Consider the following 16,502-nt stretch of genomic DNA (forward strand, 5'->3'; position numbering starts at 1 on the left):
ATCAAAATCCATCCCTTGGATCGATTGATTTGCAAAAAGCCAAATGCTCAGCTGCATAAACCTGAGCGTCTATAATAAAGCAGCACTCTGATAGCATTTGTTTCAATGATTTTGGATGAAAATGCTGTTTCCAACATAACTAATCAAACGACAATCAGCTTAAAATACAAGCTGATTGCTTTTTAAAACCAGCAACCAAAAAGTGTTTTTAAAATGGGAAATCATTAGTTTTCTTCTAAAAAATGCTAACTTAAGGGGTTTTTCAGACTTCTTTCAGTGAGGATTAAGAAACTTAAGTTAATTTTGAATCATCAAATTTTTTGGAGGATTTCTCAATGAATTTTATAAAACGTGCTTGGTGGGTCACCAAGGCCAAAAAAGGCCGAACACTCCTATTAACCTTGGTGACTTCCGCTATCTTAGTTTTCGTTCTAGCAGGTTTGACAATAAAAAACGCTGCCGATTCTGCCGTTGAATCAGCCAAGAGTGAAGCTGGCGCAACTGTAACACTTCAAGTCAATCGTGAGGCTATGATGAAGGCTATGAACCCGAATTCTAATAGCGGCAGCTCTGATGATTCATCAAGTGAAGAGACAAATACGACCGCCCTCTCTCTGGCAACAGCGCAGAGCATTTTAGATAAAGACGGCATCTCAAGTTACCTCTTTACTTCTACTACTACAGTCTCAGCAGGTGATGGAATTTCAGCTATTTCAACCGATTCCAGCTCTGCAAGCAGTTCAAGCGACTCCAATAGCAGCATGTCCGATGACGGCAAAGGGAAGATGGCTTCAGGTGATTTCACTATCACTGGGGTAAATGCAACTGCCAATGCAACAGATTTTACATCTGGAACATCAGAAATTACTGATGGGGAAGGAATCACTGAAGACAGTGCTGACAATTCAGCAGTCATTTCGTCTGACTTAGCAAAAGCTAATAATTTGCAAGTCGGCGATACTTTCTCAGTTACTGCAACTGTTGATGGTACAGAAAGCTCTTATACATTGACTGTTATTGGTATTTACGACAATTCATCAACAGCTACAACAGCCCAAATGATGTCTAATGCCTCAAACCCGCAAAATAATATCTATACCAATCTAGCAACAGCAAATACGCTAAAAGGAGAATCTGATGCGCTTGATGCAGCAGTTTACACCCTTTCAAATCCCGAAAAGGTGGAAAGCTTCGCTTCAGAAGTGGAATCTGAAATTGATACCGATCACTATTCTGTTACGACTTCTGATGAAATCTACCAACAAATGCTGGAGCCTCTCAACAATATTTCCGCTATCGCTCAAAATATTGTGATTCTAGTCGCGATTGCCGGTGCTGTTATTCTGACGCTCATTGTCATTCTTAACATCCGCGAACGCCGCTATGAAATAGGGGTTCTCATGAGTCTTGGTGAAAGCCGTCTCAAGATTATCGGCCAATTCTTCATGGAACTCTTTATGGTAACAGTCGTTTCGGTCTTTATTGCAATATTTGCAGGCAACTTTATTGGCAATGCTCTTGGCAATCAGCTGCTCTCCTCAGTATCTAACACTACCCAACAGGTCAGCCAAAGGCCAGATGAAAATGGCGGTGCTCCTCAGCCAGACACCTCTAACAGCTCTATCTCCAACTCTGACAGCAATCAAAAACAAGAACAAGCTCCAGCTGATGCGCCATCAGGAGGCAGTGTGATGACACCTCTTGCAGGTTCTGCGAAAATAGATCAATTAGATATTAAGCTTTCAGCTGCCGATGTTGCAAAATTAGGCGGTATTGCTCTTCTTATTTCTTTCTTTTCAACTATCCTTGCTTCTATCGGCATTGTCCGCATGAAGCCTAAGGACATCCTCAGCTCAAACTAAAGGAGTCAGACTATGACATTACAAACACAAAACATCAGCTATTGGTATGGCGATAATCCTGATGATTATCTCTTTAAAGATGTAAATATCACCTTTGAAAAAGGCAAAATTTATTCTATTCTTGGACAGTCAGGAAGCGGAAAAACGACCTTTCTTTCTCTTTTAGCTGGACTTGATCTACCAAAAGCAGGGCAAATTCTCCTGAATGATAAGGATATCAGTAAAGTTGGATTGACCAACTACCGTAAGAATTCTGTGTCAACCATTTTTCAGTCCTATAACCTCATGACCTACATGACGGCTCGTCAAAATATCGAAACAGTACTTGATATTGCTGGAAAAACAGCTGACGCTGCTACAATTGAAGCACTTTTTCAGCAAGTCGGTATTCCTAAAGAAATGATTGACAAACCTGTCTTGCAGCTCTCTGGCGGGCAGCAGCAGCGTGTCGCAATCGTTCGTGCTTTGGCAACCGATCACGATATTATTATTGCTGATGAACCTACAGGTAATCTTGATGAAGAAACCACACAGGATATCGTTGCTATTTTCAAAGATATTGCTCACAATCAAAACAAGACCGTTATTATCGTTACGCATGAGACAGCGGTTGCTCAGGAAACAGATATGACTTTTCAGCTTAAGAAAAAAGACTTTACGCTGTTAGCCTAATCAAAAAACGATCCTTGGCTCATTTTAGACAAAAGACAAACCTCGAAATGAGATTTGTCTTTTATTTTTGTACTGTGTTTTTATGTATCGTTTAGTCCTTATCAAGTAGGACAACAACCTTACCAAATGCATTTGGACTTTCCATATAAGCGTGTCCAGCTGCTACTTCTTCCAAACTTAAAACCTTTTCAGGTGTCACTGTCACCTGATATTGCTCAATAAAATCAAACAAGCTCTGCCATTTTTTAGCAGAAACGAAACCAGAATAAAAGCCTGTCAGATAAATCTCGTTCATAAGTTCCATAATAGGATCGAAATCCTCCAGATACCACTGGCCGCCCAGCTGACCCGTATTACAGATAATGCCGCCCTTTGCCATATGACTTATGCTATCCTTGATCACCTTAGGTCCAACCAATTCAAGAACCTTATCAAAGATCAGATCTGTTTCCAATTTTCCATGATGCTCCAAAATGATACCATCATAGCCTTTTACCAACAGCTTGGCCTTTTTTGAAAGATTCCGAACTGAGCCATAGACTCGCGTATTCGGAAAAGCTGACTTTACCAAATTAACAAAGGCTAGACCAACACCAGATGCAGCTCCTCGAACCAAAATCGTGTCTTTTTCAGCAATTTTAAGCTGCAGCATTGACCCGTATGCTGTGAAATAAGACTCCGGAATAGCTGCGAAATCTGCCCAAGCTAAATCTGTCTGAATAGGAAAAATCTGTTCATTGGGAACTAGGACGTATTCTGCATAAGAACCGTCAAAAGCACGCCCCATCTCGCCCATAGTAGACAGCACTTTCTGGCCTATGGGAAGACGTTCATTATCTGTTGTTTCTTCAATGATGCCAACACATTCAATTCCTAGAACTCTGGGAAATTGAACACTGGGAGAAAATCCCTGCCGTGTAAAAATTTCAGAACGATTGAGTCCAAATCCCTTTATTTTAATCAAGGACCAGCCTTCCTTAAGATTTGGTTTTGGCAAATCAACCAGTTCCAAAACCTCTGGTCCACCTGCCATTTTTACTTGAATGGCTTTCATGTAATGTCTCCTTATATAACATCAGCCCTTTAAAGATTTTAGTATGGGACGCTTTATTTAGATAGTTAATTTTTAGAACTTGTATTCATAAGAATTTTTGTGACAGTCTGCCTTAAGTGGTGGGGACGGCAGCGGCCGACTACGTCGTTCCATGCCTAATTTTCGAGCCTAAGGTCTCGAAAATCCCCATGATTGTTGCCCGAAACGGGCAACAATCTCATCACCACGGCGGCAACTGTCGTCTTAGCGACCTTTCGGTCGCTTTTTTCTACCTATATCATTCAGAGGAATTTTGTGAATACAGGTTTTTACAATGTTAACCTAGATCAATAGCTGTTAATCAAGTAAGCCTAATTTGTCAAAAGCATGATAGAGTCCGTCTTCTTCAACATCGTCAGTTATCATATCAGCCATAGCTAAAATTTCAGCTCCGCCATTGCCCATAGCAACACCAACAGCGCAATAATCCAGCATGGGAATATCAATCTTAGCATCGCCAAAAGCAATCGTATCTGAACGCTCAGCGCCTAAATGCTCCAAAAGCGCATCAATGGCATAGGCTTTGCTGATATCTTTAACACCTAAATCACCGAAAAGCGCTGTTTCGCCACGGCCGCCCCAAGTGCCCGCCTTAAGATTCGGGAAAGCTTCTTTAGAATCTAAATGATCCTGATAAGTATTCAGAATGAAACTGACTTTGTTGAGATCATCGCGGTAGAGCTGACCGTCAAAAATCATGCCGTGCATAACATCTTCTGCCTCTAAACCAATAAGTTCTTCCTCGCTTTTTCCTTTTTGAAGCATGTACTTTCTTAAAACGGGTCTGGCAGCCTCACGAAAATCGGGACTGGCAAAAAGACCATTGTTGCTTTCAAGATAAAATGCCAGTCCGCGTTCTTGCAGCCAATCTACAATAGCATGAGCATCTTGTTCAGAAATCAATTGATGCAAGATAACCTGACCGTCATCTTCAACATAAGAGCCGTTGCCGCCAATCATACCATCTAAACCAATATCCCAAATTTCAGGCTGCATTTCAGCCCGACTGCGGCCAGTACAAACATAAACACGATGTCCATTTTTGCGTGCTTGACGAATAGCAATCACTGCAGATTCGGGAATACGGTTGTGGTAATCAACCAAGGTTCCATCTACATCTAAAAAGATAATTTTACTCATATTGTTACCTCATCTCTCTTCTTTGATTAGTATTATACCCTTAAAAGTTACATTTTTCTTGTAGTATAAGTCCCCGATCTGGTACTATCCTATGAACAGTTGGCAAAAAGCAAAGCCTTTTTCACGTGCTATTTAGACAGAAGCTTTTATCATGAAATTGTTTAGCCTTCAAAAACTTGCTTCGTATAAACGCACGTTCAACTTCTTAGTTGCCATGTATCTATCTTTAATCAATTTATTCATCACTGTAACGATTGTTCTTTATAATTCTCAGACTAACATCAGCCCTCATCGTCTTGCAGCAGCTGTTGCTGCTTATCTCATCATTCGTAATATAATTTATAAAATTTGTCGGCTTCTTGGTTATCATGCCAAAGCCGCATTAACTTATTATAGTAGCAACGAAGACGGATATATCGCCCTTCCCAGTTTTGAAAAAATCGACTCGGCTTATCAAGAACACTACTGCAAACGTGATATTTTTTTATAACAGTCTCTACTACTACTTTTTGATCGCTATTTATGTCCTTTTAATCTATTTGGTTTATGCTATCTTTATGATGATGTCGAATTTTTGGATAGGTGGGATTCTATTTGCTTTGGGAATCTTGGGATTCTATTTTCTCCATCCCAAATTGAATCAAGCCTTTGCCCATATTTTCAATCTAAGAATTATTTTGACTGAGCATGACATGCCCATTTTTGTCAAAAAGAAAAAACAGACAGCTAAGGGCACTGCCCTATTTGGTGGGTGCCATACCTAAGCAAGCCAGTTGCCTTTTTAAGCGAAAGTGTTTATTATAAAACTATGTTAAATAGCAAAGCTCCACAAGATTTCCTCACTCTTTTGCCTTATCGCTTTAGTCTCTACGATAAGAACCTGCAGCTCATTTACAGCAACAACCAATCCGATGGCTCTTTCTTTCCAGATGCTGAGAAGCAAGAACTGCCAAAATGGATTTGGGAAGCTCTTCAAACTGCACCAGATAAATCACTTCACCTTCCCGTGGCAGACGATGCCTTTGAACGCATCTTAATTCAAACCTATCAAGCTCTCTATGATAATGAAGGAGTCTTCCAAGGAATTTGCAGCTATATTCAAGATCTAAAGCCAATGCTAAATACCTACCTAAACGAATCTGGTCAGGCTCTTGTCGGTTGGTCAGACGCAACCAGCGGCCCTAGCATCAAACCATCTCAGACAAAAACAGAATAACCTGTCAAAAACAGCTGCCGAGCATAGCAGTCTTTTTATTTCATGACAAGATTTTTATAACATTTCAAACTCTTAATAACATCTAAATGCTCTATTTTAAAAAACAAATACAAAAGATTAAATTTACAATATTTTAAAAAATGTTATAATGTATTTAAAACTATCTATAAATTGGAGGAAACAATATGGTATCTGTAACTCAAAGAATAAAGCAGATTAACCAACCACGCGGAGGATATTTACCGCCAAAATTGTTTGAAGAGAATTTTCTGGTCAACGATACAGAACTGACCCCAGTAGAGAATATTCATCCGTCATTAGTAGGAATTTGTGTTGACTATATGTCAAGATTTATGAGTGGGAGTGACACTGAGGAAGCATTCAAAATTTCTTTAAGAGGAGCACAGCGTATAAATAAAGAAAAAGTAGCCAAAAGACTTTTAAAGAGCATTAGGGGATTAGACAATCAATCAATAACCAGTGCTTGTAAACTTGCTGGCTTTGATGTCGTTTTTAGATCTGGACCCCGGGGTTATAAACCAATTGAGGCAATAAATCCCGATTCAGAAACAATATCAAATATTCGTACGATGATCGAAAGAAGTTTAAACTTCTTTAAACTCTATGGACCGATTACAAAGGATGGTTTTACTTTTGATGGTGGGTATACTGATACAATAACTTCTGGAGATGGTGATTTTCTAACATTAGATACACTATGGGATTTTAAAATCTCAAAATCCAAGCCAACAAAAGAGCAAACTATGCAATTACTTATTTATTATATTATGGGACAGCATTCAGTTATCCCTGATTTTAACTCTATAAAAAAATTAGGTATCTATAATCCTAGACAAAATAAAGTCCTTCTTTTAAAAATATCTGATATTCCCCAAGAAATTATAGACATTGTTTCAAGGGAGATTATTGGGTATTAAACCAAATTAAACAGCTGCCTTGATCGGCAGCTGTTTTTGATTTAATCTCGATAAACCGGCTGGGCACCAAAGGTCTGTGATACTGGCATGATTTCAATGCGATTAAAATTGAGATGCTCCGGCTGCTCTGCAATCCAAAGAGCCGTTTGAGCAATATCTTCTGGACGAATAGCATGAGCCCCTTCATAAAGTTTATCTGCCCGTTCATTGTCTCCTTTAAAGCGAACATTTGAAAATTCTGTCCCTTCACATAACCCAGGCTCAATATTAGTTACGCGCAGCTTAGTTCCCGCTAAATCAGCCCGCAAATTTAAACTAAATTGCTTAACAAAAGCTTTACTGGCACCATAGACATTAGCTCCAGGATAAGGCACTGTTCCAGCGGTTGAGCCCATATTGATAATAAGCCCCTGATTTCTTTCTACCATTTTGGGCAATAGCTGACGCGTCAAATAGGTCAATCCTATAATATTTGTCTTAATCATGGTTTCCCAGTCAGCAAAATCAGTCTCATAAGCTTTATCAAGACCCAAAGCTAATCCTGCATTATTGATAAGAATATCAATGGTCTGCCATTTCTCTGGCAAACTAGCAAGCGCCTGTGAAATACTGTCTTTATCAACCATATCCATAGCCAGCGGGTAGAAATTATCTCCCAGCTTTGCTTTTAAACTGTGTAATTTATCTAAGCGTCTAGCCGCTCCTATCACTCGATACCCCTTAGCAACAAATAGCTTTGCCATTGCCAAACCAAAACCTGCCGAAGAACCTGTAATCATTACTGTTTTTGCCATTTTTTACCTCCTTAAAAATAAAGGGCTGAGTAATAAACCAAATACATCCCCTAAAAGCCTCACTCTTCATAGAAATGCAACAAGCTTTCCCTAGCCTCCTCTAAATCACTAAAACCCGATATAACAATATCTAAAGCTCCCTTAGTTGCCTTAACAAGATAAAAGGCAGCAGCTTCTCCGCTTAAGTTCCTCTCCTCAAGAAGATGCAGCACTCTTTCATAACCTTCAACCTCCTTAGTCAGCCGCTGATGGTAAAAATCTAAAAAGCCTGCCAAAAAAGCCTGCCCAAAATAATCAAGCTCATCCTTAATTTGCCGAATCCCTGCACCAGGATAATCACTAGCTAATTGCTCTGCTTTACCATGGTTCTCCATATCTCCCTGACGCAAAAAATACTGCTTCATATCAAATGGCGTGATCCTTATCTTCCGTGCAACACAGCGCTGAAAAAGCCGCAAGCGTTCCTTTGCCAGCGGTTTTGCCTCGGCTTGAAATCTCTTCAACAAATCTGGATCCGATAAATCCGTCTCCGTTGAGACAAGCAAAGCATCAAGACCATCTGTTATCAAGCACCATTTATCTGCAATCTGCTCCCAATATTCCACTTTCATCAAACTAGCTCCTTTCCGCCACCCTAATCGCGGCCATCATCTCCTCTGTCATCACGACCGCCGCCTCGGCCTCGACCTCGCCTTGTAGCCTCTACTACCTCAGGACGCGTTCGCTTAACCTCTCGCAATTGTTCCTTCGACGTCCTCTTTTCCCCTGCCGATATGGCAGAGGCTGTCCCTAATCTACGACCTTCTTTGGATAAGTGCTGACGCTCAGAGGAAGCAAAAGGACCATATACTCCTTCATAAGCAGCCAGATAGCTCTCTGCACTCTGACCCCCTTGACTTGCCTTAACCTCTGATACACGCTGAACCTGCTCCTGTGTCATGCCTGAACAAAAGCTTCCTTTGAGAAAGTATTTATCAATAGCCAAGTCGTTTTCTCTAATATTAGGAAAGCCTGGATCATGATCTTTCCACGGTGCTTTAGGAGATGGACTTCCTTCCACCGTTTTAACCTGTCCATAGGCAATCTGACCGCGGCCGCCATCAATATAGGTCAAATTTTTCCCTGCATCACTGTAAACCGTGGCATGCTCGTTCAGATAGGCCAAATCACTAGCAGTGATATCGCCATTCTTGACCGCCATCTGACTGCCCCAATCCATGAAATTGGTCACCTTTTCAACATGGTAGTCTGCTGCAACCTTGGCAACCGCTGGACCAGACTGACTGAAACCAGACATATTGGAAACACGGCCCTGGTAAGGTGCAATCTTAGCCATCGTTTCTTCATAAAAACGCTTGACCGTCTCATACTGCTTGGTCAAATGTCCTTGCTTCAAACCGAAAACACCGCTAGCGTCAATGGCGTTTATGGTGGACTTCATAGCTGTTGGCTGAAGCCCCTCCTTTACATAGAGCTGGGTTCCTGCTACAACAATGGCGGTGTTTTGGTAGTTGGGATTGCCAGCTTCATCAAGAGGAGAAACAGCTAGGGCTTGAGTGACATCGTTGAGGCTGTGGGCAATTTGGTAGAATTGATTATCTTTTCTAGAGAAAAATACCTTGCCAGTCGCATCTTTAGATCTTTTCTTAACAAGTCCCTGTAAATTTTGAATTTTCTCATCACTTAATGCCATTTTGTAAAATCCCCTTGTTTTATCTCTAGATTATATGTGATGACAGCCTCTGGACTCCCATTAATATCTTTGTGAACTGATTGTAATTGTCCATCTTGGACAAGAGCTTCAATATTCGCATCAGTACAAACATCCTCAGACAATTTAGCTTCATCGGGTAGGTGATTGTATTTAGAAACATTGATTTCTTCCCCTGTTGCAGATTTTGATAAATAAATGAAGTCATTGCCATAAACATCTATATCAAGTGAATCTATCCCACTCAATAATCCATAAGAATCATAAATAACATTACCGATTTCCCCACCTAATATTGCCCGATTGCCATCATTATCGTAAATGACTGGTACAACATCTATACTAAACATCGTAAACCGTCCATCCCCATCTATAAAGATAGGCGAAAACTCAATCTTGCTGACTCCGGAGTAATGTTCCTTGATGTAAAAGGCGATTTGTTCTTCCAAAAGCTGGAAGGCATGGCGGTACAGCTGGTAAATGCGGTCGTTTGGGGCTTGGTTCATCTTAAATCCTCTCTTATTATCTGTTATTAAAGTCAGTATACCACAAATTGCAGTGAGGCTTAAGTGTAAACTGCGGCAGGTTCTTTTAAGTAGGTTACAACAATGGCAGTGTTTTGGTAGTTGGGATTGCCAGCTTCATCAAGAGAAGAAACAGCTAGGGCTTGGGTGATGTCATTGATATTTTTAATAACTAAATACTATTATTGGTGACAGTTTTTAAAGTATCTCCTGCTTTTAATTTAAATTTTGTTAAATTATCTTTTAACCCAACCTGAAGTTCTTAAATCTGTTCATCAGTTAATAACATAGTTAATCATTCCTTACGATTTCTAAATTATAAATAACTTCTGCCTGAGAGCTTCCCTTTTCTTTTTTAGAAATACCTTTCAATTGTCCATTTTCAGTAAGTACTTCAATAATCTCGTCTATATGGCTATCAACGGATAATTTCGCTTCATCAGGTAAATGATCATGCTTGGAAACATTGATTTCTTCACCCGAATTAGAGTGTGATAAATAAATAAAATCATTACCATAAACATCAAAATCAAGAGTAGAAATTCCTCCTAGTAAACCGTAACTTCCATAAACAACTCGTCCGATTCGTCCACCTAACATGACCTTATTTCCAAATTCATCATAAATATAAGGGTCGATCGTTATTGACAGCATTGTGAAAAAATTATCACCACTTAATTGAATTGGCGAAAACTCAATCTTACTGACTCCGGAGTAATGTTCCTTGATATAAAAGGCGATTTGTTCCTCCAAAAGCTGGAAGGCATGGCGGTAAAGCTGGTAAAGGCGGTCGTTTGGGGCTTGGTTCATCTTAAATCCTCTCTTATTATCTGTTATTAAAGTCAGTATACCACAAATTGCAGTGAGGCTTAAGTGTAAACTGCGGCAGATTCTTTTAGGTAGGTTATAACAATGGCGGTGCTTTGGTAGTTGGGATTGCCAGCTTCATCAAGGGGAGAAACAGCAATGGCTTGAGTGACGTCGTTGAGGTTATGAGCAATTTGGTAGAATTGATCTTTTACTACAATCTTCCTAGGTTTACCTGATAAAGTTAAATGACCTTTCGCCACTTCATCTTTAACAATTTCTTGAAGATCCTGCATTTGTTCGTCTGTTAATGCCATTCGGTATAGTCCCCCCTCTGAATTTCTAAATTGTAGTGAATTTCGACATTTGGACTACCAGCATCAGATTTCATAATTTGTTTTAACTGTCCATCCAATATCAATCCTTCTAAATTAAGATCAATTTTTTTACTAGTAGATAATTTAGCTTCATCAGGTAAATGATCATGCTTGGAAACATTGATTTCTTCTCCTGTTGCAGAGTTTGATAAATAAATAAAATCATTGCCATAAACATCTATATCCAAAGTAGATAACCCATGTAACAACCCATATTTATCATAAGTTAAATCGTCAATTTCACCACCTAATATGCTTCTACTACCATAATTATCATAAATCCGAGGAACAACATGCATTCTAAACATCGTAAATCGGCCGTCACCATCTATAAAGATAGGCGAGAATTCAATCTTGCTGACTCCGGAGTAATGTTCCTTGATGTAAAAGGCGATTTGTTCCTCCAAAAGCTGGAAGGCATGGCGGTAAAGCTGGTAAAGGCGGTCTTGTCCTTTGTCTTTCATCTTCAATCCCATTCCCAATACTCTCCCCTTTGAATTTCTAGATTGTAAATAATTTCAGCCTGAGGACTGCCTAACGCATCCTTTTCAACCCCTTTAATTTGACCATCTTCAACCAAAAGTTCAATATTTTCATCTATACTACTATGCTTAGATAGTTTAGCCTCATCAGGTAGATGATTATATTTCGACACATTAATTTCTTCACCTGTCGCAGAACGTGATAAATAAATAAAATCATTACCATAAACATCAATATCAAGGGTAGGAATTCCACTTAACAATCCATATGATGGCGGAATAAAGTTTCCAATTTCCTTACCAAACACTACTCGATTGCCATCATTATCATAAATGACTGGTACAACATTTAGGGTTAAAATCGTAAATCGACCATCCCCATCTATAAAGATAGGCGAGAATTCAATCTTGCTGACTCTGGAGTAATGTTCCTTGATGTAAAAAGCGATTTGTTCCTCCAAAAGCTGGAAAGCATGGCGGTAAAGCTGGTAAAGGCGGTCTTGTGGTTTCTGTTTCATGTTAGCTCCTCTCTTTATTATCATTCGTTATTAAGGCCAGTATATTATAAATTGCAGTGAGTCTTAAGTGTAAACTGTGGTAGGTTCTTTTAGGTAAGCTAGGCTGCCATTTTTTACCTCCTTAAGACAAAAAGTTGGATTAATCATCCAACTCTTTTTTCTATTTGCCATCCAGAGTTTGAGCAGCTGTAATGATGGCCAATTTGTAAATATCATCCGCACTAGAACCGCGGGACAAGTCATTAACCGGTTGGTTAAGTCCTTGAAGGATAGGACCGATAGCCTCAAACATTCCCAAGCGCTGAGCAATTTTATAACCGATATTTCCCGCTTGAAGATCTGGGAAAATAAAGACATTAGCTTGACCGGCCACATCGCTGTCTGGAGCCTTAATAGCCGCCGTTTCCGGTACAAAGGCTGCATCAAACTGCAATTCACCATCTAGGGAAAGATCTGGATTAAGTTCTTTAGCAATAACTACTGCTTCTGACACTTTTTCAACCTGAGGTGCTTTGGCAGAACCCTTGGTAGAAAAACTCAGCATAGCAATCTTGGGATCAATATCAAAAATAGCTGCTGTATCAGCCGTATTGACCGCAATCTCAGCTAACTCTTGAGCATTAGGGTCAATGTTAATAGCACAATCTGCAAAAACGAGACGCTGATTTGTATTTTCACGGTTCATCAGAAAGACACCTGAAGTTCGTGAGATACCTGGTTTAGTTTTAATAATTTGCAGAGCAGGCCGCACTGTATCAGCTGTTGAATGAATAGCCCCTGAAACCATACCGTCAGCTAATCCCAGTTTGACTAGCATCACACCAAAGTAATTGACATCGTGCAGCAATTTATCCGCATCCTCAGGAGTTGCTTTTCCTTTGCGCAACTCAAGGAAGGTTTCTTTCATTTTTTCAAAATCAGCATAGTTGTCTGGATCAAGAATCGTGTAGCCAGGGTCTGCAAAACCAAGTCTGGTTAAAATCGCACGAACCTCTTCTGGTTTTCCAAGAATAATAGGATCCACCAATCCTTCAAATTTCAGCCGTGCTGCCGCACGAACTACACGGTCATCGTTTCCTTCTGGAAAGACAATCTTAATGTTTTTACCAACAATTTTCTCGCGAAGACTACCGAATAAAGAACGCAACATAAAACACCTTCTATTCTATTTATTTTGTAAATCTATGATAACGTTTTCAAAGTCATCTGTCAAGTTTGAACGAAAGACCATCTTTTCTTTAGAAAAAGGATTGACAAAAGCCAAGTGGTGACAGTGAAGAGCCTGACGGGTAATGCCATGCTCAAGACTGCCACCATAAAGATCATCTCCTAAAAGTGGCAGACCTATGTAGGCAAAATGTACCCGAATCTGATGTGTTCTCCCCGTATGAAGTCTAATGTCTACCAGTTTGACCGGCCCATAGTCATCTAGTAAACGATAACTGGTATGAGCATATTTACCTGACTTATCAACGTGGCGGGTGATAATAGAGTCTCCATCACGCGCAATAGGTGCAATAATCTCTCCCTGTTTCTTCAGCTCTGCATCACCTGCAACCAGAGCATAATAGCGTTTTTCAATACTCTTTGTCTGCAGCTGTTTGTCTATTCGGGCATGGGCATAGCCGTGCTTAGCAAAGAGCATGAGACCGCTAGTATCCTTATCCAGACGGGTTACAATATGCACCTGCTGATTGGGATAGCCCTTACTCATATAATAGTATTTAACAAAATTAGCGATAGTATTGGAGTGATTAACACTCGGTATACTAGCATAGCCATAAGGCTTATTCAGCACCAGAAAATGCTCATCTTCATAAACAATATCCAAGTCAAAAGGAATGGGAGCCAAATTATGATGAGGGGCTTCGTTGGGAATTTCAATACTGACAAGGTCACCAGCATGGACAGGATAAGTTGCAAACTGTTCTTCTCCATTAATCCAGATATGGCCGCCGCCAAATTTAATTTTAGCTAAAAGACTCTTTGAGACATCATGTTCTTTTAAAAAAGTTTTAACTTGACAAGAACGATGAACCGTAAAAGTATAAATCATTCCTCCACATCTCCAATAAAGGATTCTCGTACGCGTTCCCAGAAGCTCGTATGGCTGGGAGTTGCTACAAAGGAAATTTTGTGCTCATCAATAGAAAACTCAACCTTATCCACATTGCGATTGGTATAAGTCTTATTGTCAACAGACAAAGTATAGCTGCCTACTCGCTTAGGATAAATGGTTACTTTCTCATGTTTTGGTACAATAATTGGACTGCCCAATGTCCGATAAACACGGTTGTTTAAACTAGCAATTTCTGTTAATTGCAGGGCTTCTATAGTTGGGTGCAGCACCGCTCCTCCCAGTGATTTATTATAGGCAGTAGAACCTGTCGGTGTGGATACAGACAAACCGTCTCCGCGAAAGCTTTCAAAAGCCACCCCATTAATAAATACCTCAGCAGCCATGGTTTTTTCATGACGTTTGAGCGCAGCTTCATTGAGAGCCAGTGAGGTAAAAGAACGCCCATCAGCCAGAGTCAGCTTAACATTTAGGATGGGATAAGATACCCTATCTCCTTTATCCTTGCGCAGATTATCAATCAGCTTATCTACCTCATCATCTAAATAATCCGTATAAAAGCCCAAATGTCCCGTATGAATTCCAACAAAACGCACATGATCCAATTCTCTCTCATAAGCATGAAAGGCAGACAAGAGCATGCCATCTCCTCCGATGGAAATGACCACATCAGGATTTCTCTTGGTCAAATAAAAGTCAGGATCGTCTCTCAGAACATCAAAAAGCTTAGCAGCTACCCGCCTGCTCTGATATTTACCATTAGCAATAATCGCTACCTTGATTTCATCTGAAAATTTCGTCGTCTGTGTCATCACTGTTTCCTATACCATCACTTAAACTTCTGCTGACAGGATCAAAAAGCAGCTGTGCTTCTCGAATGTCATCTCTGATTTTACGCATTTCTTCATCTAAATTATAGGCCATTTTGGCCGTATTTTCCAATCGCAGTCGAATCTCATTAGGAAAATTTCCTTGATATTTATAATTTAGGGAATGTTCAATAGTTGCCCAAAAATTCATCGCTAAGGTTCTAATCTGAATCTCCGCCAGGATAGTCTTTCTGCCGCTAATCGTATCTACAGGATAAGATACAATCACATGATAAGAACGGTAGCCTGAGCCCTTTCGATTGCGGATATAATCTCGCTCTGAAACAATAGTCATGTCCCCGCGGTGGCGCAGCAATTCCAAAACATCATCAACATCATCAACGAACTGCACCATAACTCTTAAGCCTGCAATATCCTGCATATCTTGAGCAATATTGTCCTGCGATATATTTCTCAAGACCATTTTTTTCTGAATGGACTGCACCGACTTGACACGTCCTGTCACAAATTCAATAGGAGAATGGCGTTTTTGCTTACGAAACTGCTTACGAATGCCGCGCAGCTTAATTTTCAATTCACCGACCGCCTGAATATAGGGATCTAGAAATTCTTCCCAATCCATAGCCAAACTGTTAAGTCCTCCTTGTCAAATAGGCTTGTTTTTTATAAAATAAAACTAATACAAAACATTATACCACAATAGACATGAGACGAAAACAAGGGAGGCTATCTATGAATCACTTAGAGATTGAGTACAAAACTCTTCTCACCAAAGATGAATACAATCGATTGACAGTGCTCTTCTCCCACGTAGCGCCAGTTACCCAGACCAATTATTATATTGATACGCCAAATAGCAATATGAAAGCTAAAAAGTTATCGTTGCGTATTCGGACGCTTCCCAGTCACGGCGAGTTAACCTTAAAAATCCCAGAAAAAGTCGGCAATATGGAATATAATGTCAAACTGAATCTCCAAGAAGCCAAACAATTAACCAAAACACTGGATTTTCCTGACTGTCAGATCAAAACTATTCTGTTAGAGAATGGTATCATTTTGGAGGAACTGACGATTTTAGGAAATCTCACTACGACCCGCCGAGAATGCCAAACAAATATCGGTCTCATGGCTCTTGATGTCAATGTCTATGCTAATAAAAAAGATTACGAATTAGAGCTGGAAGTCTCTGACGCTGAAAAAGGCAAAGCTGATTTTAAAGCTTTTCTGGAGCGCAACAGTGTTGACTTCAAGTATGCCAAAAGTAAAGTCGCACGCTTTGCGGCCACCTTAAAGCACGATTAAACCGGTCAGTGGCCATCACCCCAGAATAAAAAGGCTCTTTGTCAACTGTAGTGGGTGACTTATAACTAAGCACGAGAGAGAATCAGATTGGTTCTCTCTCTTTGCATGTTCAAAGCGATAAGAATTTTAGTTTTAAAGTTTTTGAAGTTTCGAAAGCCA

21 protein-coding genes are annotated in these 16,502 nt (G+C 40.0%); 7 read left to right on the forward strand and 14 right to left on the reverse strand.

Going from position 1 to position 16,502, the window contains the following annotated elements; translation table 11 throughout:
* Positions 1-335: 335 nt before the first annotated feature.
* Complete coding sequence (locus ACVRZ8_RS01350; protein WP_447447524.1) at positions 336-1,862, forward strand: ABC transporter permease; 1,527 nt, start codon at positions 336-338, stop codon at positions 1,860-1,862.
* 12 nt (positions 1,863-1,874) lie between these two features.
* Positions 1,875-2,534 carry an ABC transporter ATP-binding protein gene (locus ACVRZ8_RS01355; protein WP_447447525.1) on the forward strand — a complete coding sequence of 220 codons (660 nt, stop codon included), beginning with the start codon at positions 1,875-1,877 and terminating at the stop codon, positions 2,532-2,534.
* Positions 2,535-2,625: 91 nt separating this feature from the next.
* Here ACVRZ8_RS01355 and ACVRZ8_RS01360 read toward each other — a convergent pair whose 3' ends face one another.
* Together ACVRZ8_RS01360 and ACVRZ8_RS01365 are read right to left on the reverse strand one after the other, a co-directional pair.
* Positions 2,626-3,588 (reverse strand): alcohol dehydrogenase catalytic domain-containing protein, encoded by a 963-nt coding sequence (locus ACVRZ8_RS01360; RefSeq protein WP_447447526.1) that lies wholly within the window; start codon positions 3,586-3,588, stop codon positions 2,626-2,628.
* Between the two features lie 336 nt (positions 3,589-3,924).
* Complete coding sequence (locus tag ACVRZ8_RS01365; protein WP_447447527.1) at positions 3,925-4,767, reverse strand: HAD family hydrolase; 843 nt, start codon at positions 4,765-4,767, stop codon at positions 3,925-3,927.
* A 151-nt stretch (positions 4,768-4,918) separates the two neighbouring features.
* Here ACVRZ8_RS01365 and ACVRZ8_RS01370 point away from each other — a divergent pair, with 151 nt between their 5' ends.
* From ACVRZ8_RS01370 to ACVRZ8_RS01385, 4 genes are all read left to right on the forward strand, one after another.
* Positions 4,919-5,257: a hypothetical protein gene (locus ACVRZ8_RS01370; RefSeq protein ID WP_447447528.1), complete on the forward strand. Its 339-nt coding sequence runs from the start codon at positions 4,919-4,921 to the stop codon at positions 5,255-5,257.
* Entirely contained in the window at positions 5,241-5,531 is a 291-nt protein-coding gene (locus ACVRZ8_RS01375; protein WP_447447529.1) for a hypothetical protein, read from the forward strand. Before ACVRZ8_RS01370 ends, ACVRZ8_RS01375 begins: the two co-directional genes overlap by 17 nt.
* 44 nt (positions 5,532-5,575) lie before the next feature.
* Complete coding sequence (locus ACVRZ8_RS01380) at positions 5,576-5,983, forward strand: sodium transporter (RefSeq protein WP_447447530.1); 408 nt, start codon at positions 5,576-5,578, stop codon at positions 5,981-5,983.
* A gap of 185 nt (positions 5,984-6,168) precedes the next feature.
* Positions 6,169-6,921: a hypothetical protein gene (locus ACVRZ8_RS01385; RefSeq protein WP_447447531.1), complete on the forward strand. Its 753-nt coding sequence runs from the start codon at positions 6,169-6,171 to the stop codon at positions 6,919-6,921.
* A gap of 41 nt (positions 6,922-6,962) precedes the next feature.
* On the opposite strand, the gene ACVRZ8_RS01390 is transcribed toward ACVRZ8_RS01385, so the two are convergent.
* The 12 genes from ACVRZ8_RS01390 to yjbM form a co-directional block, all read right to left on the reverse strand.
* Positions 6,963-7,715: an SDR family oxidoreductase gene (locus ACVRZ8_RS01390; RefSeq protein WP_447447532.1), complete on the reverse strand. Its 753-nt coding sequence runs from the start codon at positions 7,713-7,715 to the stop codon at positions 6,963-6,965.
* 59 nt (positions 7,716-7,774) lie between these two features.
* Positions 7,775-8,326, reverse strand: a complete 552-nt coding sequence (locus ACVRZ8_RS01395) for a hypothetical protein (protein ID WP_447447533.1) — start codon at positions 8,324-8,326, stop codon at positions 7,775-7,777.
* A 23-nt stretch (positions 8,327-8,349) separates the two neighbouring features.
* Positions 8,350-9,408 carry a hypothetical protein gene (locus ACVRZ8_RS01400; protein ID WP_447447534.1) on the reverse strand — a complete coding sequence of 353 codons (1,059 nt, stop codon included), beginning with the start codon at positions 9,406-9,408 and terminating at the stop codon, positions 8,350-8,352.
* Positions 9,399-9,932 carry a hypothetical protein gene (locus tag ACVRZ8_RS01405; RefSeq protein ID WP_447447535.1) on the reverse strand — a complete coding sequence of 178 codons (534 nt, stop codon included), beginning with the start codon at positions 9,930-9,932 and terminating at the stop codon, positions 9,399-9,401. Before ACVRZ8_RS01405 ends, ACVRZ8_RS01400 begins: the two co-directional genes overlap by 10 nt.
* 309 nt (positions 9,933-10,241) lie before the next feature.
* Positions 10,242-10,760 (reverse strand): hypothetical protein, encoded by a 519-nt coding sequence (locus ACVRZ8_RS01410; RefSeq protein WP_447447536.1) that lies wholly within the window; start codon positions 10,758-10,760, stop codon positions 10,242-10,244.
* Between the two features lie 59 nt (positions 10,761-10,819).
* Complete coding sequence (locus ACVRZ8_RS01415; RefSeq protein WP_447447537.1) at positions 10,820-11,074, reverse strand: hypothetical protein; 255 nt, start codon at positions 11,072-11,074, stop codon at positions 10,820-10,822.
* On the reverse strand, positions 11,065-11,610 hold the full coding sequence (locus ACVRZ8_RS01420) for a hypothetical protein (RefSeq protein WP_447447538.1): 546 nt from the start codon (positions 11,608-11,610) through the stop codon (positions 11,065-11,067). Before ACVRZ8_RS01420 ends, ACVRZ8_RS01415 begins: the two co-directional genes overlap by 10 nt.
* Entirely contained in the window at positions 11,601-12,134 is a 534-nt protein-coding gene (locus ACVRZ8_RS01425) for a hypothetical protein (RefSeq protein WP_447447539.1), read from the reverse strand. The genes ACVRZ8_RS01420 and ACVRZ8_RS01425 overlap by 10 nt, the downstream gene beginning before the upstream one ends.
* A 160-nt stretch (positions 12,135-12,294) precedes the next feature.
* Complete coding sequence (gene pta / locus ACVRZ8_RS01430) at positions 12,295-13,284, reverse strand: phosphate acetyltransferase (protein WP_447447540.1); 990 nt, start codon at positions 13,282-13,284, stop codon at positions 12,295-12,297.
* A gap of 15 nt (positions 13,285-13,299) precedes the next feature.
* Positions 13,300-14,190: an RluA family pseudouridine synthase gene (locus tag ACVRZ8_RS01435; protein ID WP_447447541.1), complete on the reverse strand. Its 891-nt coding sequence runs from the start codon at positions 14,188-14,190 to the stop codon at positions 13,300-13,302.
* Positions 14,187-15,023, reverse strand: a complete 837-nt coding sequence (locus ACVRZ8_RS01440; RefSeq protein WP_447447542.1) for an NAD kinase — start codon at positions 15,021-15,023, stop codon at positions 14,187-14,189. The genes ACVRZ8_RS01435 and ACVRZ8_RS01440 overlap by 4 nt, the downstream gene beginning before the upstream one ends.
* Positions 14,995-15,669, reverse strand: coding sequence for a GTP diphosphokinase (yjbM, locus tag ACVRZ8_RS01445; RefSeq protein WP_447447543.1), 675 nt, complete (start codon positions 15,667-15,669; stop codon positions 14,995-14,997). Before yjbM ends, ACVRZ8_RS01440 begins: the two co-directional genes overlap by 29 nt.
* A gap of 104 nt (positions 15,670-15,773) precedes the next feature.
* Here yjbM and ACVRZ8_RS01450 point away from each other — a divergent pair, with 104 nt between their 5' ends.
* Entirely contained in the window at positions 15,774-16,343 is a 570-nt protein-coding gene (locus ACVRZ8_RS01450) for a CYTH domain-containing protein (protein WP_447447544.1), read from the forward strand.
* The last annotated feature ends 159 nt before the right edge of the window (positions 16,344-16,502 follow it).

This window comes from Streptococcus dentiloxodontae (assembly GCF_053206925.1).

Coding starts and splice junctions, on each gene's coding strand:
- ACVRZ8_RS01350 (WP_447447524.1), top strand. CDS start 336: ATGAATTTTATAAAACGTGCTTGGTGGGTCACCAAGGCCAAAAAAGGC.
- ACVRZ8_RS01355 (WP_447447525.1), top strand. CDS start 1,875: ATGACATTACAAACACAAAACATCAGCTATTGGTATGGCGATAATCCT.
- ACVRZ8_RS01360 (WP_447447526.1), bottom strand. CDS start 3,588: ATGAAAGCCATTCAAGTAAAAATGGCAGGTGGACCAGAGGTTTTGGAA.
- ACVRZ8_RS01365 (WP_447447527.1), bottom strand. CDS start 4,767: ATGAGTAAAATTATCTTTTTAGATGTAGATGGAACCTTGGTTGATTAC.
- ACVRZ8_RS01370 (WP_447447528.1), top strand. CDS start 4,919: ATGAAATTGTTTAGCCTTCAAAAACTTGCTTCGTATAAACGCACGTTC.
- ACVRZ8_RS01380 (WP_447447530.1), top strand. CDS start 5,576: ATGTTAAATAGCAAAGCTCCACAAGATTTCCTCACTCTTTTGCCTTAT.
- ACVRZ8_RS01385 (WP_447447531.1), top strand. CDS start 6,169: ATGGTATCTGTAACTCAAAGAATAAAGCAGATTAACCAACCACGCGGA.
- ACVRZ8_RS01390 (WP_447447532.1), bottom strand. CDS start 7,715: ATGGCAAAAACAGTAATGATTACAGGTTCTTCGGCAGGTTTTGGTTTG.
- ACVRZ8_RS01395 (WP_447447533.1), bottom strand. CDS start 8,326: ATGAAAGTGGAATATTGGGAGCAGATTGCAGATAAATGGTGCTTGATA.
- ACVRZ8_RS01400 (WP_447447534.1), bottom strand. CDS start 9,408: ATGGCATTAAGTGATGAGAAAATTCAAAATTTACAGGGACTTGTTAAG.
- ACVRZ8_RS01405 (WP_447447535.1), bottom strand. CDS start 9,932: ATGAACCAAGCCCCAAACGACCGCATTTACCAGCTGTACCGCCATGCC.
- ACVRZ8_RS01410 (WP_447447536.1), bottom strand. CDS start 10,760: ATGAACCAAGCCCCAAACGACCGCCTTTACCAGCTTTACCGCCATGCC.
- ACVRZ8_RS01415 (WP_447447537.1), bottom strand. CDS start 11,074: ATGGCATTAACAGACGAACAAATGCAGGATCTTCAAGAAATTGTTAAA.
- ACVRZ8_RS01420 (WP_447447538.1), bottom strand. CDS start 11,610: ATGGGATTGAAGATGAAAGACAAAGGACAAGACCGCCTTTACCAGCTT.
- ACVRZ8_RS01425 (WP_447447539.1), bottom strand. CDS start 12,134: ATGAAACAGAAACCACAAGACCGCCTTTACCAGCTTTACCGCCATGCT.
- pta (WP_447447540.1), bottom strand. CDS start 13,284: ATGTTGCGTTCTTTATTCGGTAGTCTTCGCGAGAAAATTGTTGGTAAA.
- ACVRZ8_RS01435 (WP_447447541.1), bottom strand. CDS start 14,190: ATGATTTATACTTTTACGGTTCATCGTTCTTGTCAAGTTAAAACTTTT.
- ACVRZ8_RS01440 (WP_447447542.1), bottom strand. CDS start 15,023: ATGACACAGACGACGAAATTTTCAGATGAAATCAAGGTAGCGATTATT.
- ACVRZ8_RS01450 (WP_447447544.1), top strand. CDS start 15,774: ATGAATCACTTAGAGATTGAGTACAAAACTCTTCTCACCAAAGATGAA.